General features: G+C 62.5%; 18 protein-coding genes and 4 pseudogenes. 17 read left to right on the top strand and 5 right to left on the bottom strand.

Annotated features, from left to right (window positions below):
- Nucleotides 1-212: 212 nt before the first annotated feature.
- From BES08_RS21015 to BES08_RS20975, 9 genes are all read left to right on the top strand, one after another.
- The gene (locus BES08_RS21015) at nt 213-1,388 is read left to right on the top strand and encodes a trans-sulfuration enzyme family protein (protein WP_036528870.1); all 1,176 of its coding nucleotides are present in this window, start codon (nt 213-215) and stop codon (nt 1,386-1,388) included.
- Nucleotides 1,385-2,428, top strand: coding sequence for an amino acid ABC transporter substrate-binding protein (locus BES08_RS21010; RefSeq protein ID WP_069709421.1), 1,044 nt, complete (start codon nt 1,385-1,387; stop codon nt 2,426-2,428). The genes BES08_RS21015 and BES08_RS21010 overlap by 4 nt, the downstream gene beginning before the upstream one ends.
- Nucleotides 2,428-3,555 carry an ABC transporter permease subunit gene (locus BES08_RS21005; RefSeq protein ID WP_036528876.1) on the top strand — a complete coding sequence of 376 codons (1,128 nt, stop codon included), beginning with the start codon at nt 2,428-2,430 and terminating at the stop codon, nt 3,553-3,555. Before BES08_RS21010 ends, BES08_RS21005 begins: the two co-directional genes overlap by 1 nt.
- Nucleotides 3,543-4,637 carry an amino acid ABC transporter permease gene (locus BES08_RS21000; protein ID WP_231958312.1) on the top strand — a complete coding sequence of 365 codons (1,095 nt, stop codon included), beginning with the start codon at nt 3,543-3,545 and terminating at the stop codon, nt 4,635-4,637. Before BES08_RS21005 ends, BES08_RS21000 begins: the two co-directional genes overlap by 13 nt.
- On the top strand, nt 4,634-5,365 hold the full coding sequence (locus BES08_RS20995) for an amino acid ABC transporter ATP-binding protein (protein ID WP_036528878.1): 732 nt from the start codon (nt 4,634-4,636) through the stop codon (nt 5,363-5,365). Before BES08_RS21000 ends, BES08_RS20995 begins: the two co-directional genes overlap by 4 nt.
- 9 nt (nt 5,366-5,374) lie before the next feature.
- On the top strand, nt 5,375-5,839 hold the full coding sequence (locus BES08_RS20990; RefSeq protein ID WP_008830614.1) for a RidA family protein: 465 nt from the start codon (nt 5,375-5,377) through the stop codon (nt 5,837-5,839).
- Nucleotides 5,840-5,881: 42 nt separating this feature from the next.
- The gene (locus tag BES08_RS20985) at nt 5,882-7,195 is read left to right on the top strand and encodes an aminotransferase class V-fold PLP-dependent enzyme (RefSeq protein WP_036528881.1); all 1,314 of its coding nucleotides are present in this window, start codon (nt 5,882-5,884) and stop codon (nt 7,193-7,195) included.
- Between the two features lie 47 nt (nt 7,196-7,242).
- Nucleotides 7,243-7,614, top strand: coding sequence for a c-type cytochrome (locus BES08_RS20980; protein ID WP_008830612.1), 372 nt, complete (start codon nt 7,243-7,245; stop codon nt 7,612-7,614).
- Nucleotides 7,615-8,044: 430 nt separating this feature from the next.
- A complete protein-coding gene (locus BES08_RS20975; protein WP_069709420.1) occupies nt 8,045-8,755 on the top strand; it encodes a TonB-dependent receptor plug domain-containing protein in 711 nt (236 codons plus the stop codon).
- Nucleotides 8,756-8,764: 9 nt separating this feature from the next.
- Here BES08_RS20975 and BES08_RS20970 read toward each other — a convergent pair whose 3' ends face one another.
- On the bottom strand, nt 8,765-9,886 hold the full coding sequence (locus tag BES08_RS20970; protein ID WP_036531299.1) for an IS5 family transposase: 1,122 nt from the start codon (nt 9,884-9,886) through the stop codon (nt 8,765-8,767).
- A gap of 79 nt (nt 9,887-9,965) precedes the next feature.
- On the opposite strand from BES08_RS20970, the pseudogene BES08_RS34750 reads away from it, so the two are divergent.
- Both BES08_RS34750 and BES08_RS20965 read left to right on the top strand, forming a co-directional pair.
- A pseudogene (locus tag BES08_RS34750) lies at nt 9,966-10,088 on the top strand (IS3 family transposase); the annotation flags it as partial.
- 338 nt (nt 10,089-10,426) lie between these two features.
- Complete coding sequence (locus tag BES08_RS20965) at nt 10,427-12,937, top strand: TonB-dependent receptor (protein ID WP_036527979.1); 2,511 nt, start codon at nt 10,427-10,429, stop codon at nt 12,935-12,937.
- 130 nt (nt 12,938-13,067) lie between these two features.
- Here the strand turns inward: BES08_RS20965 and BES08_RS20960 are convergent.
- The 3 genes and pseudogenes from BES08_RS20960 to BES08_RS20950 all read right to left on the bottom strand — a co-directional run.
- Nucleotides 13,068-13,160, bottom strand: a pseudogene (locus BES08_RS20960) (short-chain dehydrogenase); the annotation flags it as partial.
- A gap of 158 nt (nt 13,161-13,318) precedes the next feature.
- Entirely contained in the window at nt 13,319-14,446 is a 1,128-nt protein-coding gene (locus BES08_RS20955) for an IS5 family transposase (protein WP_036528019.1), read from the bottom strand.
- 341 nt (nt 14,447-14,787) lie between these two features.
- On the bottom strand, nt 14,788-17,877 hold the full coding sequence (locus tag BES08_RS20950) for a TonB-dependent receptor domain-containing protein (RefSeq protein WP_036527976.1): 3,090 nt from the start codon (nt 17,875-17,877) through the stop codon (nt 14,788-14,790).
- Nucleotides 17,878-18,641: 764 nt separating this feature from the next.
- Between BES08_RS20950 and BES08_RS34125 the strand changes: the two are divergent.
- A pseudogene (locus BES08_RS34125) lies at nt 18,642-18,820 on the top strand (alpha/beta hydrolase); the annotation flags it as partial.
- Between the two features lie 84 nt (nt 18,821-18,904).
- Nucleotides 18,905-19,363: a cytochrome P460 family protein gene (locus tag BES08_RS20945; RefSeq protein WP_236727411.1), complete on the top strand. Its 459-nt coding sequence runs from the start codon at nt 18,905-18,907 to the stop codon at nt 19,361-19,363.
- A 46-nt stretch (nt 19,364-19,409) separates the two neighbouring features.
- Here the strand turns inward: BES08_RS20945 and BES08_RS20940 are convergent.
- Nucleotides 19,410-19,856 (bottom strand): annotated as a pseudogene (locus BES08_RS20940) (alpha/beta fold hydrolase); the annotation flags it as partial.
- On the opposite strand from BES08_RS20940, the gene BES08_RS20935 reads away from it, so the two are divergent.
- Genes BES08_RS20935 through BES08_RS20920 form a run of 4 tightly spaced genes read left to right on the top strand, consistent with a single transcriptional unit; the run spans nt 19,845 to nt 22,703 of the window.
- Complete coding sequence (locus tag BES08_RS20935; RefSeq protein WP_231958310.1) at nt 19,845-20,891, top strand: DUF6662 family protein; 1,047 nt, start codon at nt 19,845-19,847, stop codon at nt 20,889-20,891. The pseudogene BES08_RS20940 and the gene BES08_RS20935 sit on opposite strands and share 12 nt — an antisense overlap.
- Before the next feature lie 9 nt (nt 20,892-20,900).
- Nucleotides 20,901-21,428 (top strand): FMN-binding protein, encoded by a 528-nt coding sequence (locus BES08_RS20930; RefSeq protein ID WP_036527974.1) that lies wholly within the window; start codon nt 20,901-20,903, stop codon nt 21,426-21,428.
- On the top strand, nt 21,403-22,257 hold the full coding sequence (locus BES08_RS20925; RefSeq protein ID WP_081799127.1) for an FAD:protein FMN transferase: 855 nt from the start codon (nt 21,403-21,405) through the stop codon (nt 22,255-22,257). The genes BES08_RS20930 and BES08_RS20925 overlap by 26 nt, the downstream gene beginning before the upstream one ends.
- Entirely contained in the window at nt 22,257-22,703 is a 447-nt protein-coding gene (locus BES08_RS20920) for a hypothetical protein (RefSeq protein WP_036527972.1), read from the top strand. Before BES08_RS20925 ends, BES08_RS20920 begins: the two co-directional genes overlap by 1 nt.
- The last annotated feature ends 12 nt before the right edge of the window (nt 22,704-22,715 follow it).

The following is a 22,715-nucleotide window of genomic DNA, read 5'->3' as shown; positions in this document are numbered from 1 at the left end:
ACGCGGTTCAATACAATCGATGGTCGGGAACGGCGCCATGTCTGGATGTTATGCGGCCCGGCGTCGGGGGCTTTTCTCGATGAGGCGGCCACGCGCACCTTCCCTCATGGAAAGGAGCTAGCCCATAACGAAGGTTTATGGACCGCGAACAAGTCGCCAATTGAGGTCGCTGTCCTGACCCTGCATGGTGGCTTTCACGCAAGAGGACACCGATGAAGGATCTGACGCAACTCGTTCATCGCCCGCAGGTGGACCGGGCAGGCTTTTCCAGCCTTGCGGTGCCAACCCATCGTGCATCGACCATCGTGTTTCCGAACGCCGACGCCTATGCCCAGCGCCGTCTGCGCGAGCCTGACGGCTACGCGTACGGACTTGACGGGACGCCGACCACGCGCGTGCTGGAAGCGCAGATCGCTGCGCTTGAGCAGGGCGCGCGCTCGATCCTGTTGCCATCGGGGCAGGCGGCCATCGCGCTGCTGTTCCTGAGCGTGCTCAAGCCTGGCGACACCGTGCTGATCCCGGACACCGTCTACCCGCCGGTACGCGCCTTGTGCGCCGATGTGTTGGCGGCGCAGGGCATAAGGCACCGGATCTATCCTCCGCTCGCGGGCAGCGGGATAGAAGATTTCATCGACGACAGCGTTCGCTTGATCTGGACTGAGTCCCCCGGCTCCGCGACCATGGAAGTGGAGGACTTGCCCACTATAGTTTCCGTTGCGCGGCGGCGGGGCATACTGACAGGCTGCGATAATACCTGGGCGACCCCGCTGCTGTTCAAGCCGCTTGCGGCCGGGATGGATTTCTCGGTCGAAGCTCTGACGAAGTACGCGGCCGGCCATTCCGATGTCCTGCTCGGGAGCGTGACGGTGCGCGACCGGGACTGGCACGTCCGTCTGCGGGCGGTGGCCAAGGTCTTGGGGATCGGAGTATCGCCCGATGATTGTGCTCTCGTATTGCGCGGTATCGAGACGCTGGGCGTGCGCATGGCCCATATAGGCAAGGTTTCGACCGGCATTGCCGGGGCATTGTGCTCTCATCCCGCCGTATCGAGAGTGCTGCATCCGGCGCTTCCCGATTGTCCTGGCCACGCTTTCTGGAAGCGCGACATGACGGGCGCCAGCGGTGTATTCAGCCTTCTCCTGCAGCCGGAACTGGACGCCCTGCTGGACGACGCGCTGGCCGCGATGCGGATATTCGTGATCGGTGCATCCTGGGGGGGGACGCGCAGTCTCGTTGCGCCGATGACGGTGCGCGGACGGCTCGGCGGCAATCCCGAAGGGCGCCTGCTGCGCATCAGCATCGGCCTGGAGGATCCGGACGATCTTCTCGCCGATCTCCTTGGACTGCTCGACCGTCTGGGGGCAGCTAGCACCACGGCAGCGCCATGACCGTTGCCCGCGCATTCCTCTCCCTTGCGTGCCTGGTGGCCGGCAGTGTGCTGCTGGGGGCCTGCTCCGAAGGCCCGACAGCACCGGCCGCGGGTGGGCCCACGCTCGCCGAAGTTCGCGCGCGCGGATATGTGCGGTGCGGCGCGGGCAAGGACACCACCGGCTTCAGCGCTCCCGATTCGCACGGCCGCTGGCGGGGGCTGGATGTCGATACCTGCCGGGCGATCGCAGTGGCTGCGCTCGGCAGCCGGGACAAGGCGCGCTTCGTGCCGCTGACCGGCCAGCAACGGATCACCGCGCTGCTCACCGGCGAGATCGACGTGCTTCCCCGCACCACTACATGGACTCTGCAGCGCGACGCGGGCGGCATCAATTTCACGATACCCAATTATTACGACTACACCGCGTTCATGATTGGTGCCGACAGTGGCGCCAGGACGCTGCGCGACCTCGATGGTGCCACAGTATGCGTGCAGACCGGGTCGCTGACCGAGATCGTCTTCGCAGATGTCGCGCGGCGTACTCATGTCACGATGCATCCGGTGATCTTCGACAATGTGCAGAGCACGCGGCAGGCGTTCCTGGCAGGCCGCTGCGATGCGCTGGCGACCGACCAGTCTGCGCTGATCGCGCTGAGGGCGATGAAGCCAAAGCATCGTTTCGCCATCATTCCCGCCAGCGACGATATCGCTCCGCTGACCCCGGCCGTGCGGCATGGCGACGACCAGTGGTTCGACATTGTAAAGTTCTCGATCGAGGCGATGATCGTGGCCGAGCACCTGGGGATCAACCGCGCCAACGTCGAGGGCATGCGCGGTTCGCGCGATCCGGTGATCCGGCGCTTTTTGGGCGTGGAGCCGGGCAACGGGCGCGCGCTCGGCCTGCGCGACGATTTCGCCTATCAGATCGTGCGGCAGGTCGGCAACTACGCGGAAGTCTACGATGCCAACCTCGGCGCAGGCACCGGGCTGAACATCCCGCGAGGTCCCAACCGGCTGCGCCGCGACGGCGGGCTGATGCTGCCTATCGGATTCTACTGATGGACAGGAAGATCGCTTCTCGGGACCTGGTGCGCTGGTGGCTGCCGCAGGCGCTGTTCGCGGTCCTCGTGCTTGCGCTTGGGGCGAGCTTGCTGGCCGTAGCGGCACATAACCTGTCGGTCCGCGGCATGGTGCTCGATTTCGGTTTCCTCGGGAGCACGGCGCGTTTTCCGATCTCCGAAACGATACTCGCCTATTCGCCTTCGGACACTTTCGCGCGCGCGCTCGTCGTCGGGCTGGGCAACACGGTGCTGCTGGCGCTCGTCGTGATTGTCTTCTCGACCTTGCTGGGCATTCCGCTCGCCCTGGCCCGACGCTCCGAGCATCTTTTGGCGAGCGGAAGCGCGCGCGTCTTCATCGATGCCGTGCGCAATACGCCGCTCGTCGTGCAGTTGCTGTTCTGGTACGGTGTTCTCACGGTGACGCTGCCCGAGCCGGGCCGCGCGCTTCAGGCGGTTCCCGGCATTTTCCTCAACGATCGCGGTCTCTACGTCACCTCCTTCGGTATCACCGGCACGGCGCTGCCGCTTTTACTGGTAGTCGTCGGCGGGCTGCTGACGGTAGCCGTGCTAGCATGGCGGGGCCGCCTGCATCTGGCGAGCGTGGTGACGCTGGCGACCGTGATATCCGCGGGTGTTCTGTGGCTGTCGCTCGGCCTCGGCGTCGCGCCCGACGTGCCGCACCTGGATCACTACAATTTCGTCGGCGGGCTGAGCATTACGCCGGAATTTGCGGCGGTTGCCTTCGGCAGCGTGCTTTATGCGAGCGGCTTTGCCGCCGAGATCATCCGTGCCGGCATCGCGGCGGTGCCTTGCGGGCAATGGGATGCCTGCCGCGCCATGGGTCTTGGCGACCGCCAGAGCCTGCGCCTTGTCATTGTGCCTCAGGCCCTTCGGGTGATGGTGCCGCCGATGACGAACCAGTTTGCCGCCATCCTCAAGAATTCGACGCTGGCCCTTGTCGTGGGATATCCCGACCTGAACTCCATCGCGAATACGACGATGAACCATACCGGTCATGCGCTGGAATGCGTGGGGCTGGTCGCGCTTGTCTATCTGACGCTGGCGGCGACGATCTCGCTGGGGATGGGAACGCTGGAGCGACGCAGTGCGAGGTGGGCGCGTTGAACTTCGTGCAGACTATTCCCGAGCCGGCGCTGGCTCCCCCATCCGGCCGCAAAACCGCCGGCGGCTTTTCGACGCTTTTCGGCGGCGGCGCGAACTTGCTCGCCACGCTGGTATTCGTGGCGGCGATCGAGCGGGGACTACCGCACCTGATGGCTTGGGCTTTCGCGCATGGCGTATGGCAGGGCGATGGCGAGGCATGCCGCGATGCGGGGGCCTGCTGGGTTTTCCTGCGTCACAAGGCGCCGTTCATCCTTTTCGGCATTTACCCCGAGGCGCAGATGTGGCGGCCGATCGCCGTCGTTGCGATGCTGGCGGCGCTGACCTTGTGGACGATGCCTCGCGCTCACTGGAACCGGTCGACGCTGGCGGCCTGGGGGGTGGGGCTGGTACTCGCCGTCGCGCTGATGGCCGGCGGAATAGCGGGCCTGCCACCCGTCCCGGCGGCGTCGTGGGGCGGGCTTCCGGTGACACTGCTGATGACGGTGCTCTCGCTGGCGTTTGGCTTTCCGCTGGGTCTGGCGCTGGCTTTGGCGCGACGCAGTGCTTTGCCCCTGATCCGTTATGTTGCTGGCGGGCTGGTCGAAGTGCTGCGCGGCGTGCCGGTGGTGACATTGCTGTTTGCCGCCTCGTTCCTGGCGCCGCTGCTGCTGCCCGAGACGATCCGGCTGGAGAATCTCACACGGGCGCTGGGGGTGTTCACGCTCGTCAGTGCGGCCTACTTCTGCGAGGTCTTGCGCGGTGGCCTACAGGGAGTGGCGCGCGGGCAATGGGAATCGGCGCAGGCGCTGGGCCTTCGCTCCCGCGACGTGCTGTGTGTCGTGATCCTGCCGCAGGCCGTCCGCAAGGTACTGCCGCCGCTGACCAGCACGATCATTGTGGTCATCAAGAATACCAGCCTCGTCATGGTGGTCGGGCTTTTCGATCTCGTCAGCGCGGGCAGGGTGGTGCTCAACGATCCCGCCTGGCCGATGCCTTACGCCGAAACGTACCTGATGGTGGCGCTGGTCTATTTCGTGATCTGTTACGGGGTAGCGCGGTATTCGCTGCACCTTGAGGAGACGCTTGAGGAGGGCCGACGATGACGGCGCTGTCCCTTGTCGGCGTGCATAAATGGTACGGCGATTTTCATGCCCTGCGCAATGTCACGCTGCATGTGAAGGCGGGCGAGCGGGTGGTGATCTGTGGCCCGTCAGGGTCCGGCAAGTCCACGCTGATCCGCTGCGTCAACGGGCTGGAACAGCATCAGGCCGGGGAAATCCTCGTCGCCGGGCAGGCCTTGTCCGACGATCCGCTGGCCCTGCGCGCCATTCGGGCACGTGTGGGCATGGTGTTTCAGGACTTCAATCTGTTTCCGCACCTGACCGTGCTTCAGAATTGCACGCTCGCCCCGGTTCGGGTTCGGGGTCTGTCCGAACAGCACGCGCGCGAGATCGCATACACCATGCTGAAACGCGTGCGCATCGCGGATCAGGCGGACAAGTTTCCCGCGCGGCTTTCCGGCGGCCAGCAGCAGCGCGCGGCGATCGCGCGCGCGCTGTGCATGGATCCTGCATTGATGCTGTTCGACGAGCCCACCTCCGCACTCGACGCCGAGATGGTCAAGGAAGTGCTCGACATCATGAAGGCCCTTGCCCGTGGCGGCATGACGATGGTTTGCGTCACGCACGAGATGGCGTTCGCCCGCGAAGTGGCCGACCGCGTGGTCTTCATGGACAAAGGCCAGATCGTCGAGATCGCGGACGGCGAAACCTTCTTCACCGATCCCCGGCACCCGCGCACGCGGGCGTTCCTGGACAAGATACCCTTTTAAGGAGACCTCATGCTTCGCATCGCGAACAGGCTTGCCCAGCTCGGCATTGCCTTGCCCGAGCCATCGGCGCCCGTGGCCAATTACGTCCCGTACACGCGCTCCGGCCGGATCGTCCATGTCTCCGGGCAGTTGTCCAGGGATGCCGCGCACGAGGTGAAAGGCATTGTCGGCGAGGACGTGACGTCCGAGCAGGCCACCGGGGGGGCGCGGTTGTGCGCGATCAACCTCATCGCACAATTTCGCGCGGCGTGCGGCGGCGATCTCGACCGTGTCACGCAAGTGCTGCGCCTGGGCGGCTACGTACAGGCCGGGCCATCGTTCTTCGCAGTGCCGGCAGTCATCAACGGTGCCTCGAATCTCATGGTCGAGGTTTTCGGAGAGCACGGCCGCCATTCGCGTTCGGCGGTCGGCGTCTACCGGCTGCCGCTGAATTACGCCGTCGAGATCGACGCCGTCATCGAAATTCGCGCCTGAGCGGGCGCCTCATCCAGATCCAACGTTTCGGAGTGACAAGACATGACTAATCGACGGCAGTTCCTTGCCGGTGCCGGGGCGGTGTCCGCGGGCACGCTGCTGGCCGGACATGCTCTGGCGACGCCGGCTCAGGCAGGTGTGCGTGGCAGTCTGCTGGGGGGCGGACTTTCCTTTGCGCAGACCCAGCAGCGCCTTGCCGCGCTTTATGATATCGACAGGTCGATCGTGAACTTCGACGCGGCCTACTATGGTGCGATGACGAAGTCTGTGCACGCGGCCTATCTCGACAAGGTCGCATGGGTTAACCGCTATAATTCCACCTTCCTGCGCAGCGGCGTTCCCGACATGCCCCGCGACCAGGAACTCGACAAGTCCCGACAGGCCGTCGCCGACCTGATCGGCGCGTCGCTGGAGGAAGTGGCGCTCAGCGGGGGCGGCACCGAAGGGCTCTATGCCCTGATTACCAATTATGCGCTGCTCAAGGCCGGCGATGCGGTGATCTACTGCGATGCCGACTACGACGAGATGCAATACGCAATGGATTATCTCGAGAAGAGCCGGGGTGCGCGGGTCGTGCGATTTTCGCTGCCGGAACCGCATACTCGGGCGAATATCCTGGCTGCCTACGAGAAAGTGCTGAAGGAAACGCCGCGCGCGAAGCTGCTGCTCGTCACCCACGTGTCTAACCGCAACGGGTTGATCCCGCCGGTCAAGGAAATCGTCGCGATGGCCAAGGCACGCGGGATCGACGTGATACTGGACAGCGCGCAGGCGGTCGGTCAGATGCCGTTCAACGTCGCCGATACCGGCGCTGACTTTATCGGCTTCTCGCTTCACAAGTGGGTTGCGGCGCCGCTTGGTACGGGTGGCATCTACATCCGCAAGTCGCGCCTCGGCGACATCGAGCCGTGGCTGGGCAACCGGATATATTCGGCGGACGAGATTCGTTCGCGCATTCCCAGCGGCACTGTCGATTTTGCGGCGCGCCTGACGATCCCGGCCGCGCTGGAGGTTCAGGCTGCCATGGGCATCGAGCAGAAGTTCTCGCATCTCAAGGCTTTGCGGGACTACTGGGTCACGCGCGTGCGGGACGTGCCCGGCCTGCAGCTGATGCTGCCGGATGAGCCAGGCAATTACGGGGCCATCAGCGCTTTCAGGCTCCCCGGCATGGACAGCCCCGCGAAGGCTAAGGCGGCGCAGGCCTTGTTCGTAGAGAAGCACAAGCTGCTCGTGGTCGCCAAGGCGGGGCTGGCATCGGGCGCCGGGCTGCGCGTGACGCCGGCGTTGTTCAATACCACGGCCGAACTCGACCGTCTGGTCGCCGCGATCCATCAGGAGCGTCGCGCCTTCGACTGACGCTTGCGCGTCCCCGCCTATTGTCACCACAGTATCGGAGCATATCCATGACGCTTCTTCGCCTTGCGGCGACCTCATTCGTCTTCCTGATAGGCCTGGGATCCACGGCGGTCTCCGCCGACGAAGGTGCCGTCCTGTTCAAGCAGCGCTGCGCTGCGTGTCACAGCACCGAAGCCGGCAAGAAGTCCGGGGCGGGGCCGAACCTGTCCGGCATCGTCGGCCGTAATGCCGGTACGGGCGCCTATCCCTATTCACCCGCGCTCAAGAAGGTCAATGTCCGCTGGGATGCGCGTACGCTCGACAGCTGGTTGTCAGGCCCTTCGAAGATGGTGCCGGGAACGCGAATGTTCACCAGCGTACCCGTGCCGGACGATCGCAAGGCCATTGTCGCTTATCTCTCGGGCCTGAAGGCGCGCTGACGTCGCGGCCGCGCATGAAGAATGTGTCTCAGGGCAAGACCCATAAGTTTCATGCATGGACTCGTTCAAACCCGTCACTTGTCCCTTGGGAGGAGCCGGGCAAGATGGCGGGGACGAACCGGACAAGGGGTAAAGCTCCGGGGCATCGCAAGAATGTCCGCCGTTCGTCCGCAGGAGCGTGCAATTCTTTACCAGGGGGTAGCATGCATTTGAGATCGAACACGCCGCCAGCGCCATCCGGCGAACGCAGTGGCTGCGCTTGAACGCTACTGATGCTCGGGCGATGCTAGGGCGGCAGCGCCTGACGTAGCTGCCGGGCAGGCATTCAGAGATATCCGATCATCGCTGCCGGTCGCGGCGGCAAGGATTGTGTCCGCAAGTGACGGACCGATCTCACGCGTCTATCGATAAAACAGGGAAAACGAAGATCATGAGGCAACTTCGCAACATCGCCATGGCGTCTACCGGACTGGCAGTGCTTTCCTGCATCCTGCCGGCCACCGCAGCGTTCGCGCAGGAAGCCGGTGCGGACGGAGGTAGCGACATCGTCGTCACCGGTTCGCGTTTCGGCAGCCGATCGGCAGCGGAATCGGTCGTTCCCATCGATCGCATCAGCGTGGATGAACTGGCCCGCGGAGGGCGGACGGAAGTTCAGGACATGCTGAAGACTTCCGTTCCCAGTTTCAGCACGCCGCGACCCAATGCATCCGGGGCGGGCGAATTCCTCACTCCGCCGACATTGCGCGGCCTCTCGACCGGACAGCTGCTTGTACTGGTGAACGGCAAGCGGCGTCACTCGTCAGGTGATCTCAGCACCAGCAACGGTATCGGTCGAGGCGACGTCGCCTACGACTTCAATGCTATCCCCAGCATGGCGCTTTCCGGTGTCGAAGTCCTTCGCGACGGCGCTTCGGCTCAGTACGGCTCGGACGCGATCGCGGGTGTCATCAATCTCACCCTCGATAAATCGACCGGCATGAAGGGCAAGATCTCGACGGGCATCACTAACAGGCTGCGGAAAAAGGGTTGGCAGAGCCGGCCATTGGCCTCGCTTTCGCCGTTTTCTAGCCCAAGGCGTCAGTCATTCTGGGAGGTAACCTTCCAGAATCCGGTCGTTTTTGACCGGCCTCGGGCGCTATGAGGCGCAGGCCTAGGTTGCGCCCAGCAGTTTCGGCAGCCTGACGAGGTTGTAGGCGGCAGCGGTGAGCGTGAAGGACCATCCGACGCGATCTTGCCCACGGTGTCGGGTTTTTCGCATGGTGCCGCAGGTTTTTGCCCATCCGAACACTTCCTCGATCCGCTTGCGGATTTTCTGGGAGAGGCCGTAGCCGGGATGGCGTGTCGTACGCCCGTCAATGGCAGAACGGCGATTGGTGTTATTCTGGGCCACGTGCGGGGTGACGTCCATCTCGCGCAATGCCTCGACGAAGGCGGCGGTGTCGTAGTTCTTGTCCGCGCCCAGCGTGATCCGATGGCGCCCTTCCATCCGGCCCAGCATGGTCAGTGCGGCCTCGCGTTCGGCGGTGCCGGTCGCGTGGGTGAGGATCGCATCGACTACGAGGCCATTGCGGTTCTCCATGAGGACATGGGCCATATGGCACAGCTTGGCTGCCTGGCCCCGCGCTTTCTTGAATAAGCGGGCATCGGGATCAGTGGTTGATGCATGGGTCGCATTGCTGCGCTTCTCGCCCCGGAAATCGCGTCCGGCATTGCTCGGCGCTGTTTTCTGCTCGCCATGGCCGGAGACTGAACCACCGCCATCGTCATCCCCGGGGCCGCCTTCATCCTTGGGCCTGAAGCTCTTCACGCTGGCCCACGCTTCGACCAACGTGCCGTCCACCGAGAAATGATCGTCGGACAGAAGAGCCTGCACGCGGGCCTGGTTGATGATGGCGGACAGGAACCTGGCGGCAACGTCCCTGGATAGTAGCCTCTCGCGGTTCTTGGTGAAGACCGTGACATCCCAGATCGGCGCATCCATCGCCAGGCCGACAAACCAGCGGAAGAGCAGGTTGTAATCCATCTGCTCCATGAGCTGGCGCTCCGAGCGGATCGTATAGAAAGCCTGCAGGAGCAATGCGCGCAGCAGCTTCTCGGGCGGGATCGATGGCCGGCCAATGCGCGAATACATCGCATCGAAATCAGCCGACATCACCTCGAGAGCTTCGTCGACGATCGCGCGGATCGCCCGAAGTGGATGGTTAGCCGGAACCCGAGCTTCGCAGCTCACGTAGGAAAACAACCCTTCGCTCCGGTAATCGCCGCCCCGCATCTCAAATCCTTCAACCTCAGTTGAAGGCGTCTGAATCACCTCAAGCGGTTCAAGGAAAGAGCCTTTTTCCGCAACCTGTTACCGGCTATATCGGGAAGAAGGCTTGTCCGTGCGCCGACGGTGCGGCCGCAAGCGGGCCCAGGGCAGTCGGACGCCGGTGCAGGCGAGCGTGCCGGAATATTCAACCGTAAGACGCTCGTTATGAGCGAGGGACCGCCGGGGGGCAGGTCACATCGCTTCCGCGATCGATCGGGGTCGCTGTGTTGTAACGCAGTCCCGAATCCATTCAAATGGCTGTGCTCTGGCCTGGGTAGCGAGAAACCCATCACTTGGATTTCATCTGGCCGGAAGACGAACGAAGAGAAATCGGCCTTAATGGCATCGCGAATAATGACCTGGAATGACCTCGTAAAGGGCCGGAATGGCGGTTTTGCGGGCGATCACAGGTCAAGCAACTGTCGCAGCGATCCGACCGAAACAAGTCGGACCTGCAACCAATAACCAAACGAGGGCTAAACCTCGTTGCTCGGGAGAGAATAAATGAGGCGCGTATCAGTCAAGTTGGCTCTGTTTGCGACCACCACGCTCGCCGGAGCAGTACCGGCGATGGCACAGGATGCGGGGGGCGACATCGTCGTCACCGCTCGCCGTACCGAGGAACGCCTGCAGGACGTTCCCATCTCCATGGCCGTCTTCAGCCAGCAACAGCTGACCAACAAGAACATCGTGTCGGGTGCCGATCTGGCCACCTATACTCCGTCACTCTCGGCTAATTCGCGTTACGGTAGCGAAACGGCGACTTTCGCCATCCGTGGATTTACCCAGGAATCCTTTACGTCACCGTCCGTCGCGATCTACTTCGCGGACGTGGTGGGGCCGCGTGCGCAAGGCGGAACGCCGGGCGGCAACGGCGCTGGCGTCGGTCAGTATTTCGATCTCCAGAACGTCCAGGTTCTGAAGGGGCCGCAGGGAACGCTGTTCGGACGCAATACCACGGGCGGCGCGGTACTGCTGGTGCCGGAGCGTCCCACAGATGTACTGGAAGGCTATCTCGAGGGGTCCTACGGCAACTACGACATGTATCGTATGCAAGGCGTTGTCAACGTACCGCTGAGTGACACTTTCAAGGTTCGTTTGGGTTTCGATCGCCAGAAGCGGGACGGGTACCTCAAAAACCAGAGCACCCGGGGACCGGATGCTTTCGGCGACGTCAATTACTGGGCAGCGCGTCTGGGCATCCTGGCCGAGCTTACGCCGGACCTGGAAAGCTACACGCTCGCCCGCTTCAGCCATTCCGATACCAACGGAGTTGCCGGCAAGATGGTGACGGCGGCAGGTTGCCTGGGCAACATGACCACGCCCACGCCCGGGTCGACAGCTCAGTTCCTGGCGCCGCTCGGCTGCAAGATGATCACCGACGCCGCGGCCCGCGGCGATGGGTACTGGGATGTGGCGATGAGCGCGGCAAACCCGTTCCTGAAGATCGATCAGTGGGCCGTATCCAACACAACGACCTGGGTGGTAAACGATACACTCACCGTCAAGAACATAGCCAGCTATCAGGAATTTCGCCAAAAGCAGTCGTTCAACATCGGCTCTGACGACTATGCATTCCCGGCGACGACGCAATTTGGCGCCCCCAGCCCTTATGCCGGCCTGCCGTTCACATGGGTCGGGCTCAACCCCGATTCCAACTTCCCCAACGTCTCGCAATGGACCGCGACTGAAGAGTTGCAGATCCAAGGCCGCACAAGTGATGGCAAGCTGAACTACGTCCTTGGCGGCTATTACGAGAAAAGCGGACCGCTCAACCCGTTCCAGGGTTCGCTTTCGCCGATCTCGTATACCACCCAGATCCCGATCGCGCCCGGCATCTCGGTCCCGGTGCTGTCGAGCCTGTCGTGCACCGATATCGCGGCCTACCAATGTACGCCGATCAATTCGCTCGGCGTGGCGGGCATTCCCGGCCTGATTCAGAACTCCCTGACGCGTTACCGGTATCGCAACGCGGGCTTCTTCGGCCAGGGCACTTACAAGATCACCGACCAGTTCTCGGTAACGGCGGGACTGCGCTACACGATGGACAAGGTTGCGGGCCAGGGCGGCACGCGCCAGGCGTTCTTCTTCGCACCCAACACGCCGACCTTCGTATGCGCGGCTTACCCCGGTCGTCCTGCACCCAGCGGCGAGAATTGCCTCACCAACATCGCGCAAAAATCCAACAAGCCGACTTGGCTGATCGACCTGGATTACAAGCCGACGCCCGATATGCTCGTCTATGCCAAATACGCGCGCGGCTATCGCCAGGGTAATGTGAACGCATCGAATACGATCCCCATTTCGTGGGGTCCCGAAAAGGTAGAGGCCTACGAAATCGGCGTGAAGACCTCCTTCCGCGGAGCGGTCAGCGGATATTTGAACCTCGCGGCCTTTTACAACGATTTTTCCAACCAGCAGTTGACCGCGAACCTCATTCCCGACGCAAGCATCCCCAACAACACGAGCTCTCCGGCTCAAGCCATCGTCAATGCAGGCAAGTCGCGCATCCAGGGCATTGAGGTCGATGGCTCCATCAACTTCAGCGGTCTCTCGATCGCTCTGGGCTATGCCTATCTCGACACGAAGCTGAAGTCCTACAGCCCGCCGAATTTCCCGGGTTATCTCCCGCCCTCGACCGGCGCCAACGTCGGCGGGCCACTGCCGCAGTCGCCCAAGCACAAGCTGACGGTCACGCCGACCTACACCCTGCCGCTGGATGACAGTCTGGGCCGGATATCGATCAGCGGCACCTATATCTACACCGCCAAGCAGATTGCCCTGGCGGACTCTCCGGTGGGCGTGTTGCCGTCGAGCCAATTGGTCAACTTCAACCTGAACTGGAACGACGTGCTGGGAGGCCCGATCGATGCGTCGGCGTTCGTCACCAACGCGTTCAATGAAAAGTATCCGGTGTTCGTCAGCGGGTCTTTCGCATCGATCGGCTCGGAGAGTATCATTCTGGGAATGCCCCGGATGTACGGCATCCGGCTGCGCTATCGTTTTGGAGATTGATCAACCGATATAGGAATGCAGGTAATCTGCGAGCGCTATGCGCATGAGACGACCCCAATGGGGACCTATCAGTATAGCGCTCGTACTTTCTGCCCTTGGGCAATGCCATGGCGGCTGGTTATGCCGAACAACCTTCGGCCACAAAAACGTTGGCGGTGGCGGGGCCGATGCCGCTGGTCGCGCAGGTGATGACGGCAACCTTGCCGTTGAGGCGTTGGGACATGGCGAGTTCATTTGCTTTAACAGGCTGCGGAAAAAGGCGGCGCAGTGGCCGCCACCGCGCCGATTTCCAAGGTGCGGGGCGAGGACCTCGCTCATTCGAGGCTGAAATTCGGAGTTGCCTGCGGTGTTGGCGCGGTCTTGGTGATGTGAGCGGCACGATTAGACCGCAGCCAGCAGTTTCGGCAGTCTGATGAGGTTGTAGGCGGCAGCGGTGAGCGTGAAGGACCATCCGACGCGATCTTGCCCACGGTGTCGGGTTTTTCGCATGGTGCCGCAGGTCTTGGCCCATCCGAACACTTCCTCGATCCGCTTGCGGATTTTCTGGGAGAGGCCGTAGCCGGGATGGCGTGTCGTGCGCCCGTCGATGGCAGAACGCCGGTTGGTGTTGTTCTGGGCCACGTGCGGGGTGACGCCCATCTCGCGCAGCGCCGCGACGAAGGCGGCGGTGTCATAGTTCTTGTCCGCGCCCAGGGTAATCCGGTGGCGCCCGTCCATGCGCCCCAGCATGGTCAGCGCCGCCTCGCGTTCGGCGGTGCCGGTGGCATGGGTCAGGATCGTATCGACAACGAGGCCGTTGCGGTTCTCCATGAGGACATGGGCCATGTGGCACAGCTTCGCAGCCTGGCCACGCGCCTTCTTGAACAGCCGGGCATCGGGATCGGTGGTCGATGCATGGGTTGCATTGCTGCGCTTCTCTCCGCGAAAATCGCGTCCGGCATTACGGTCGGTCGGCGTTGCTGCCTGCTCGCCCTGGCTGGCGACCGCCCCACCGTCATCATCATCCCCGGGGCCGCCTTCATCCTTGGGCCTGAAGCTCTTCACGCTGGCCCAGGCTTCGATCAACGTGCCGTCCACCGAGAAATGATCGTCCGAGAGAAGAGAGTGTACGCGCGTCTGGCTGATGATGGCCGAAAGGAACTTGGCGGCAACGTCGCCTGCCAGCAGCCTCTCCCGGTTCTTGGTGAAGACCGTGACATCCCAGATCGGAGCATCCATCGCCAGGCCGACAAACCAGCGAAAGAGTAGGTTGTAGTCCATCTGCTCCATCAACTGGCGCTCCGAGCGGATCGAATAGAACGCCTGCAGGAGCAAGGCCCGAAGGAGCTTCTCGGGCGGGATCGAGGGCCTCCCGATACGAGAATACAGGCCGTCGAAGTCCGCAGACAGCACCTCGAGCGCTTCATCGACAATCGCCCGGATCGCGCGAAGGGGATGGTTCGCCGGCACCCGAGGCTCGCAACTCACGTACGAGAACAGCCCCTCGCTCCGTTCGTCACCGCCGCTAATCCCGATCCCTTCAACATCGCTTCTCGCGATCCTGGAATCAGCAATGTCACCTCGAGGCAAGCGCCTTTTTCCGCAGCCTGTTATGCTACTAAGGAGAACGCAGTACAGATATTTGCCTCGGGCAACGGGCAGAGACAACTGTAATTCCGTCTGCAAAGTGGTGCCTGGGCGACGTCACGGGTCTACAGCCGCTCGTAGCGTACAGAGCGCTTACATTTTGAACCGAATCTCGAAAGATTGCGAAGCGGGGCCAGGAACAAGGGACACTCCTTCCTGGCCCCGCCTCGCGTTCCCGCCGCTCCTGAATTCAGGAGCGGCGGGAACGGTCACCTCGTCAAGACTTAGAAATCGACCTTCGCACCGACGCGCAGGTAACGGCCCATGAAGAGACGGTCCTGCCAGGCCGGGTTGAACTGGTAGAGGCCATAGCCCGCGTTCGGATCGTACTTGGGCTTGCCGTCAAGAACGTTCAGCACGTCGAAGTACAGCTTGAAGCGGTCGGCGACCTTGACTTCGCCGTGTGCGTCGAGATCGAAGGTGCTCGGGCCGTGGCACTGCACCGGATCGCCGTTGCCGTACGTCAGCAGCTGACCGTTATCGCCGCTTTCCGCGCAGTTCTTGTAGACGCCGCCGGCATCCGCCGAAGTCGACGAATAGCCGCTGGTGTAGTTTGCTGTCAGGGTCAGGCTGGCCTTGTTGTTGAAGTCCAGCGTATTCTGCCAGGTCACGCGGAAGCGCGGGGCGCCCGAGCACGAGGTCAGGTTGCAGCCGCCCAGCGAACCGTCATAGCGCCAAATCGTGGTGCTGCCGTCGGCCTCCTGGTTCTCCTGCTGGAGACGGATCAGATACGAGGCGTTGGCCTTGCTCTGCCAGGTGATCTTGTCGCTGAGGTAGATGCGCGCATCGGCCGAGAAGTCGATGCCCGAACCCATCATCGCGTTCTGGTTCTTGAACGAGCTGACGACCTGGCCCAGCAGCGGCAGCGCATCCGGGTTTTGCGGATCCGCCTGCCCCGGAAGCACGGTGACGCCCGGCAGGTTCACGACGCCGTTGTTGGCGTAGTATTCCTGGATCGCGTCGCCGATGCTGACCGAGGTGATCAGGTTCTTGATCTTGGTGTGCCAGTAATCGAGCGTGAACGTGATGTTGCGGGTCGGCTGCAGCACTGCGCCCAGCGTGTACGAGGTCGACTTCTCCGCCTTCAGGTCGGGGTTGCCCGAATTGGTCGAACCCGGCGAATATGTACCTGCGTAATAGGCGGGGTTGCTCTTGTGAGCGTCGCAGAAGGCGGCATAGAGCGCCTGCGTGCAGTTGATTTGCGAGCTCTGGTAGCCGGTAGCGGGCAGCTGGAACGATTCGTTCAGGTTCGGGGCACGGAAGCCCTTAGAGAACGTGCCGCGCAGCTTGAGCTGGTCGACGGGTTTGAACTCCGCCTCGAACTTGGGCGAGAAGTTCTTCTGGCCGGTCGAGTAGTGGTCATACGATCCGTCGAACTTCATGCGGAACTGGTCCACGATCGGCACGGAGATTTCGTACGAGGTCGACCAGATATCGCGGTTGCCCTTCACGCCCACGGCATTGATGCCGTAGTAGCGCGCGTAGGGATTTTCGTTGTCCGGGGCGTTCGAGCTGGGGTTGTTGATCGACTCGTAGCGGTACTGGCCCGCGACGGCGATGTTGACCATGCCGCCCGGCAGTTCGAACACGTCCTTGCTGAGCGTGCCGATGACCTGCGCCAGCTTGGAGGTGGCGCGCTTGTTCTGGTCGGGGAAAATCTGCTGGCGGGCTTCAGCCGAATTCGCCGAAGGATCAACGAAGTTGTAGGTGCCCTGGGCGATGGCGTTGGCCAGGCCCTGCAGGTAGATGTAGCCGGTGTTCTTGACGTCCAGCGTGACTTCCGAAGCCGTCGCGCCGACCGAGTAGTTCCAGCCGTCACCGAAGCTGCCGTTGATGCCCGCCGCGATGCGATAGGTCTTGGCGTCGGTGTAGGTGCGGCGCGGCTGGTCGGGCATGCCGCTCAGACGAGCGAGCTGGCCCTGCGCGGCGTAGGGGTTGTTCGGGTTCAGCGTGCCGTTCGAGGCGTTGCAGCCCGTCGCCAGCAGGTTGCCGCCAACGACCGACGCGGTGCCGGTGGGGCAGACGTAGACCGGCAGGAATACGTTGGTCGCGGCGATCTGGGTGCCGCCCGCTGCGGTCTGGCCCGCCCAAGACGAGTTCACGTTCTCGTTGGCGGTCTTCACGTTGTAGTAGTTGAGCGCGATGAACGCCTCGGCATTGCTGCCGACCTTCACGGTGCCGCGCAGCGACGCGCCCTTGCGGGTCGTTGCGGCCGTGTACATGCTGTAGTCGTTGACGAGGTCCTGCTGGCAGACCACCGACGGCGCGTTGTTGACGCCGTTGTTCGCGTTCGCGGTCGAAGCCTGCTGGCCGGGGGTCAGCGTCTGCGCGGTCAGGCCACCGCAGCCGGCGCCTGCGTTGAGCAACTGATACGAGCCATTGTAGAGGATCGCGGGCTTGTCGCCGGTGCTGTAGACCGGAACGTAGTTGCCATTGGCGTCGATCGTGGTCTGGGTGGACTGGCCGAAGTTGACAGTGGTCGACTGGAAGCCATTGTAGCTGCCGTCGGCCTGGATGCCGTTGCGGATCGAGTTGGTCAGGCAGCCCTGTTCGGCGGTGCCGCAGATGCTGCTTTGGTCGGCAGTGCTCCAGGGCCCGCTGCGGTCGCGCAGATACAGCGAGTCGTTGTGCTGGTACTCGGCGCTGGCATAGATGTTGAAGCCCTGATCGTTCAGGTCGCCATAGCCGTAGGTCGCGTTGATGCGCTGCTCGCCGCCGTCGCCGCGCTGCGAGATGCCCATCGAACCGTCGAGATGCAGGCCCTGGACCTGGCGCTTGGTGATGACGTTGACCACACCGGCGATCGCGTCCGAACCGTAAGTCGCCGAGGCGCCGTCAAGTAGGGTGTCGATGCTCTGCACCGAGCTGCTGGGGATCGAGTTGATGTCGACGATGTTGCGCTGGGTGTCGTCCGCCAGCGGGTAGTACGCGGTGCGCATGCCGTCGAACAGGGTCAGCGTGTAGGCGTTGTTGAAGCCGCGAAGCGAAGGGGCGGTGGCGCCGGTGGTGAAACCGTTTGCCGACCAACTGGCGGGGATCGTGCCCGCATTGTTGGCGGTCAGCGACTGCAGTGCGTCCGATACCGTGGTGATGCCGCGCTTGCTCAGATCGTCGGCGGTGACCGATACTACCGGCGAGGCAGTGGCGGCGGCCGGATTACGGGTGATCGAACCGGTGACGACGATGGTGTTCTCTTCGCCTGCGTCGGCAGCCTGGGGGGCGGCGTCCTGGGCATAAGCAGTACCGCACAGCAACGCGAATGCGGTCAGGCAAGTCGCGCTGCGCAGCACGGCCTTCTGGGGGGGTGTCTTCAAGTCTACGTTCCTTGTCCTTTACCCCGGCAAGATGTGTGACCAAGCTCGCCGGAAGTGCGGTCGATGCCGCTCAGAGCGCGCGTGTTTACGCTCATGGGGAGCCCTCTAGCCCCGGCTCGCCAACGCTTTCAAAGAACATTTCCCAATGATTGCTTAATGTTGCAGTTAAGTTGCAATTTTACAACATAAATACAAAAAGTGTCATAAGCAGCTTGGAGGCCGTCTGAACCTAGCCAGAACGAAAATGCAAAAATGACCTGTTATCACCATCAGTGCGCGCACTTTGGATGCCGATTCCTGCAATCGGACGTATGATGATGCAACTGAGATGGTATCAGACAGGGTGCTCTCTACACCTATGATCTGTCGAGGCGATGAGCCTCTTGAGGCTTTCACGAATCTACGCGCACTCATCGATGCAAAGCGGCACAATGAGGCTACACTGGGCGGTAATCCTTCTGGGCAAGAATCCGCGTTGCTCGATCAGGAAGCGACCATTCTTGAAAATTTCAGGCGGCTCGGTTCCGGCGAGGGCACTGTTGATGGGAGCCACGACGAGCCATTTGCTCCGTGAGATTGGCATGGAACGTCGGGTGGTGCTCTCCCGGTAAGTGGCCCTTCGTGCAGCGTGCGCGCGCTAACGAACGATAACGGGCGTTCCGCAATGACCGCAGCCACAATCCTGCCTGTCATTCATCAACGGAGGTTGCGATGAAGCACGATGTGGCTTTCTCAAGTGCCGGCCGCTCGTCACAATCCTTGCCATCACCGTGGAGGGCGATGCCAATGGTGCGCCGCATCCCGATCCGGCTACCTACCGCGCGAAGTTTGCAGGACCTATGAGCACCGGCTGATCGCGAGTGGCGTCGGTCACAACCTGCCGCGGGAAGCGCCGGTGGCATTTGCCAAGGCAGTCCTCGATGCCGGCAGGATGGGCGCATGATCCGTATCTCGTGCTGCATTCTTGGCGCCTCATTCGTCTTGCTGGGTGCCTCCGGGGCGGCCGGAACTGTGCGGTGGGAAGCCGATGCCGCGCCGGTTTATGGCGTGCCTTCCCGCCGGATGCCGCGACTGGAAGCTCATCAGCGTTGCGCACGAGGCGGGGAAGAACGATGATATCCGGGCCACCCTTGGAAACGCCATCGCGGTGCGCGCCTATCGCAAGGGCATCCGCTCGTTCCCCGATGGCGCGGTGATCGTCAGGCCGGCGTGGCGTCACGAATCTTCGCCGCGCAACGATGCCGTGTTTCCTGCGCCGCAATCCTTCGTAGCGGGTGAACCCACCAATGTGCAGGTTGGCGTCAAGGATGCGCGCCGCTGCGCAGCTAGTGGTGGATGGGGTTACGGCCAGTTCGACAATGACATGCCTAACTCCAATGAAGCTCTGATCTGTTCCTGCGCCGCTTGTCATGCAAAGCCCGACGCGGGCGCCGATTGGGTCTTTACGGTATCTCGCGCTGCGGTCCGGCAAGCCGTGGGCGATTGACGCGCCGCTGGGCGGGATGGGGCACCGCATCGGCGCGCTCGATCAGTTGCGCCATGAAGTGCATGGCGGCCGGGGGAATGTTTCGGTCGGCATCGCCATAGACGAACCATGACGGCACATGCTTCCACGCCGGTTGGGCAGAGGGTTCGGAAAGTACCGCATCCATCACGGGAAGCTGCCCGGCGGCCATCAGTCGAGCCTGCGCCGCAGGCACGTCGGCGGCGAACTGGGCAGGGAAGAGCTTCTGCTGAATGCCGAAGTCGTTGGCTCCGCCCGACAGCGTGCTGCCGGGGAACCTGCCGGTCAGGCCGAGTGCGGTCTCGCCCGCCTCCGGAGCGAAAGCGGCGACGTAGACCAGCCCCTTCCCGTTAGCCGCGCCTTCCGCAACCTCGCTGATCACCGATCCGTCGTAGGAATGGCCCAAAAGCACGACTAGCCCGGCGGTCGCTTTCGTCACGCCCGCCACGATCTCGGCATCGGCATGCACGCCGCGCTTACCCTCGGCTGTTCAGGAACATTGGGACTTTATAACCACCCGAAGTCGGGCTTCTCGGTAATGCGAATTAATCGCATCAGGGAGGACGACGTGACGTACTGGAAAACGAGCGCTTGGGGAATTTTTGTAGCAAGCACCCTCGTGGCGGCGCCCGCTTGCGCGGATGAACCCCTGTTTGGTTACATCTACACGACTGATACCCTGCCGAAAGACCAATCGGAGGTAGAACAGTGGGTTACGCTGCGCGAGGGTCGTTCGCAGGGGGACTTTCACCTGCTGCAGACGCGCACGGAAGTTTCGCACGGCGTCACGGACAATTTCCAGTTGTCCGGTTACGTCAACCTGGCTTACGCGAACGTGAAGGGCAACACGCCCAGCGGCGATACAGTGCCGCCCGAAGTGTTTGCCGACTTCGCCTCGGACCCGGCTCGACGCTTCAGCAAGGCACGTCTGGAATCCGTTTCCGTCGAAGGAATTTACCGGATTTCAAGCCCCTACACGAACGGCGTCGGGGTGGCGCTCTATCTGGAACCCTCGATCGGTCCGCGCACGCGCGAGATGGAGGCGCGATTGATTCTTCAAAAGAATTTCCTGGACGACAAACTGGTCTTCGCGGCCAATGCAACGCTGGGCTACGAGTGGCGCAAGCTGCTCGGCGATTCAAGCGCAGATCCCACCTCGGAAGAATTCGTTACGCATTGGGACAAGGAAACCGACGTCAATTTCGGTTTCGCTGGAAGTTATCGTTTCACGTCGAACTGGTCGGTCGGCGGCGAATTGCAGAACGAGCGCGAATGGGCAGGGCTCAATCCTTTCAAGGCCTCCAGCCGCACCAACCAGGCCTGGTACCTTGGACCGACGATGCATTACGGCGGCCGGCACTTCTTTGCGACGTTCACGACGCTGTTCCAGATGCCGTGGGCGAAGGACTACGCTAATCCTGCTGCCGAGAGCTTTGTCGTCAACGGTATCACGAATGCCGACGACTTCGAAAAGTATCGTTTCCGTCTCAAGGTCGGATATTATTTCTAGGACCGCGCCATGGCACATTTTTCCTATCGCATCCTTCCGCTGGCGACGCTCGCCCTGGCTGCACCGGCGCAGGCGACCGTATACCTGACGGTCGAGCAGGCGCAGAACCAGATGTTCCCGCGCCAGGCCTTAACGCCGCAATTCCGCACGTTGACTGCCGAACAGGTCGCGGCGATCCGCAAGGCATCGGGGGAAAATCCCCTGTCGCACAATCTTCGCGCCTGGCGCGCGGCGGACGGCGGCTGGTTCATCGTCGATGAAGTGGTGGGCAAGCACGAGTTCATCACCTATGCTGTGTCGTTGGACGGCAGCGGGGCGGTGCGCGATGTCGAGATACTCGACTACCGCGAAGCGTATGGTGGTCAGGTCCGCGATCCGCGATGGCGACAGCAGTTCGTCGGCAAGCGGTCGGGTCAGTCGTTGAAGCTCGGCGGCGACATCAAGAATGTCTCCGGAGCGACCCTTTCCTGCAAGCATATCACCGACGGAGTGAGGCGCGTGCTGGCGACTTATGCCATCGTTCTTGCACATGCGTGAAGAAAATGCCCGGCGGTGCCGACCGATCCTGGGAACTTTCGTCGAGATCGCCGTCCCGAAAGTGGCGGCAGCGGCAATCGATTCCGCATTCGCCCGGATCGAGCACATCCACGCGCGGATGTCCTTCCATTCGGAGGGCAGCGATCTGGCCGCATTGCGTAAAGCACGCTCCGGCGCCAGCGTGGCGGTTGACATGGCGACGATAGAGGTCCTGCGGCTTGCGCAGGACCTCTATCGTCGCACTGATGGCGTGTTCGATGCGGCCGTGGGCACCCGACTGGTAGAATGGGGCTTCCTGCCCGAACCCTACGGGTATCGGGACAAGGAATGGGACGGCGGCATGCTCGACGTGGAAATCCTCGACGAAACCCACGTGTCAGTTTCCCGGCGCGTTTTGTTGGACCTTGGCGGCATCGCCAAGGGATATGCGGTCGATTGCGCCGTGGACGCTTTGATGGAAGCTGGGGCCTCGTCTGGAACCGTCAATGCCGGGGGCGATCTGCGGGTCTTCGGGGAATGGGAGGAAATCGTGCACCTGAGGGAAGCCGATGAAACGATTGGCGGCTCTCTTGCCGTTCGGAATGCGGCCCTGGCGAGTTCGAGCAATCTTCACGACCGCCGCCGGCATCACGCAGGTGCAACCAGTCCCCATGTCCTGCGGCAAGCCCCGGTACTGGCCGACAATGCCGTGACTGTCATCGCCGATCGGTGCGTCATCGCCGACGCCATGACCAAAGTCGCTCTTGCATCCCCGGCGATGGCCGAGCGCGTTCTTGCCGACTTGAATGCCGAACTGATCGACCGACGCGCCTTGAGGGTGCTCCACTGATGCTGCATCTCAAGACCGCCAAGCTCGCACGCTGGCAAGTCCGCCTCTTGTGCTGGGGCTGCGCTGCCCTCTGGATCAGTGGCGTAGCGTGGCTGCTGCTGCACAACTTCATCCAAGTGCAGAGCGACTTCGGCCCCGAAGCCAACCCGCTGGAACCGTGGATGCTGCGCATTCACGGCGCCGCCATGCAGATCGTACTGCTGGGGCTCGGAAGCTTGCTGGTCGTGCACGTCTGGCGCGGCTGGACATACAGGAGCCAGCGGGCGCTGGGCATTTCGTTGCTGAGCGTGGCCGGGCTGCTCATCGTCAGCGGCTTCCTGCTCTATTATGTGGGGGACGAGGATTGGCGAGGGGTGGCGAGCACCGTACACTGGATCGTGGGGATCCTCGCCTTGCCGATGTTCCTGCTGCACTACTTTCAGGGCAAGCGTATTCGACGGGGGTAAACGCTCTTTTCG

Origin of the sequence: Novosphingobium resinovorum (genome assembly GCF_001742225.1) — a bacterium.
In the GTDB taxonomy this organism is placed as follows: domain Bacteria; phylum Pseudomonadota; class Alphaproteobacteria; order Sphingomonadales; family Sphingomonadaceae; genus Novosphingobium; species Novosphingobium resinovorum_A.
The sequence above is the reverse complement of the archived record's forward strand: the minus strand, read 5'-3'. Positions and strand labels throughout refer to the sequence as shown.

What these genes read in the sequence shown, in the direction of transcription:
- BES08_RS20920 (WP_036527972.1), top strand. Translation starts at nt 22,257, where the DNA reads ATGCTGCATCTCAAGACCGCCAAGCTCGCACGCTGGCAAGTCCGCCTC.
- BES08_RS21005 (WP_036528876.1), top strand. Translation starts at nt 2,428, where the DNA reads ATGGACAGGAAGATCGCTTCTCGGGACCTGGTGCGCTGGTGGCTGCCG.
- BES08_RS20975 (WP_069709420.1), top strand. Translation starts at nt 8,045, where the DNA reads ATGAGGCAACTTCGCAACATCGCCATGGCGTCTACCGGACTGGCAGTG.
- BES08_RS20930 (WP_036527974.1), top strand. Translation starts at nt 20,901, where the DNA reads ATGGCACATTTTTCCTATCGCATCCTTCCGCTGGCGACGCTCGCCCTG.
- BES08_RS21015 (WP_036528870.1), top strand. Translation starts at nt 213, where the DNA reads ATGAAGGATCTGACGCAACTCGTTCATCGCCCGCAGGTGGACCGGGCA.
- BES08_RS21010 (WP_069709421.1), top strand. Translation starts at nt 1,385, where the DNA reads ATGACCGTTGCCCGCGCATTCCTCTCCCTTGCGTGCCTGGTGGCCGGC.
- BES08_RS20985 (WP_036528881.1), top strand. Translation starts at nt 5,882, where the DNA reads ATGACTAATCGACGGCAGTTCCTTGCCGGTGCCGGGGCGGTGTCCGCG.
- BES08_RS20965 (WP_036527979.1), top strand. Translation starts at nt 10,427, where the DNA reads ATGAGGCGCGTATCAGTCAAGTTGGCTCTGTTTGCGACCACCACGCTC.
- BES08_RS20980 (WP_008830612.1), top strand. Translation starts at nt 7,243, where the DNA reads ATGACGCTTCTTCGCCTTGCGGCGACCTCATTCGTCTTCCTGATAGGC.
- BES08_RS20925 (WP_081799127.1), top strand. Translation starts at nt 21,403, where the DNA reads ATGCCATCGTTCTTGCACATGCGTGAAGAAAATGCCCGGCGGTGCCGA.
- BES08_RS20995 (WP_036528878.1), top strand. Translation starts at nt 4,634, where the DNA reads ATGACGGCGCTGTCCCTTGTCGGCGTGCATAAATGGTACGGCGATTTT.
- BES08_RS20935 (WP_231958310.1), top strand. Translation starts at nt 19,845, where the DNA reads ATGCACGCCGCGCTTACCCTCGGCTGTTCAGGAACATTGGGACTTTAT.
- BES08_RS20990 (WP_008830614.1), top strand. Translation starts at nt 5,375, where the DNA reads ATGCTTCGCATCGCGAACAGGCTTGCCCAGCTCGGCATTGCCTTGCCC.
- BES08_RS20945 (WP_236727411.1), top strand. Translation starts at nt 18,905, where the DNA reads ATGCCGCGCCGGTTTATGGCGTGCCTTCCCGCCGGATGCCGCGACTGG.
- BES08_RS20970 (WP_036531299.1), bottom strand. Translation starts at nt 9,886, where the DNA reads ATGCGGGGCGGCGATTACCGGAGCGAAGGGTTGTTTTCCTACGTGAGC.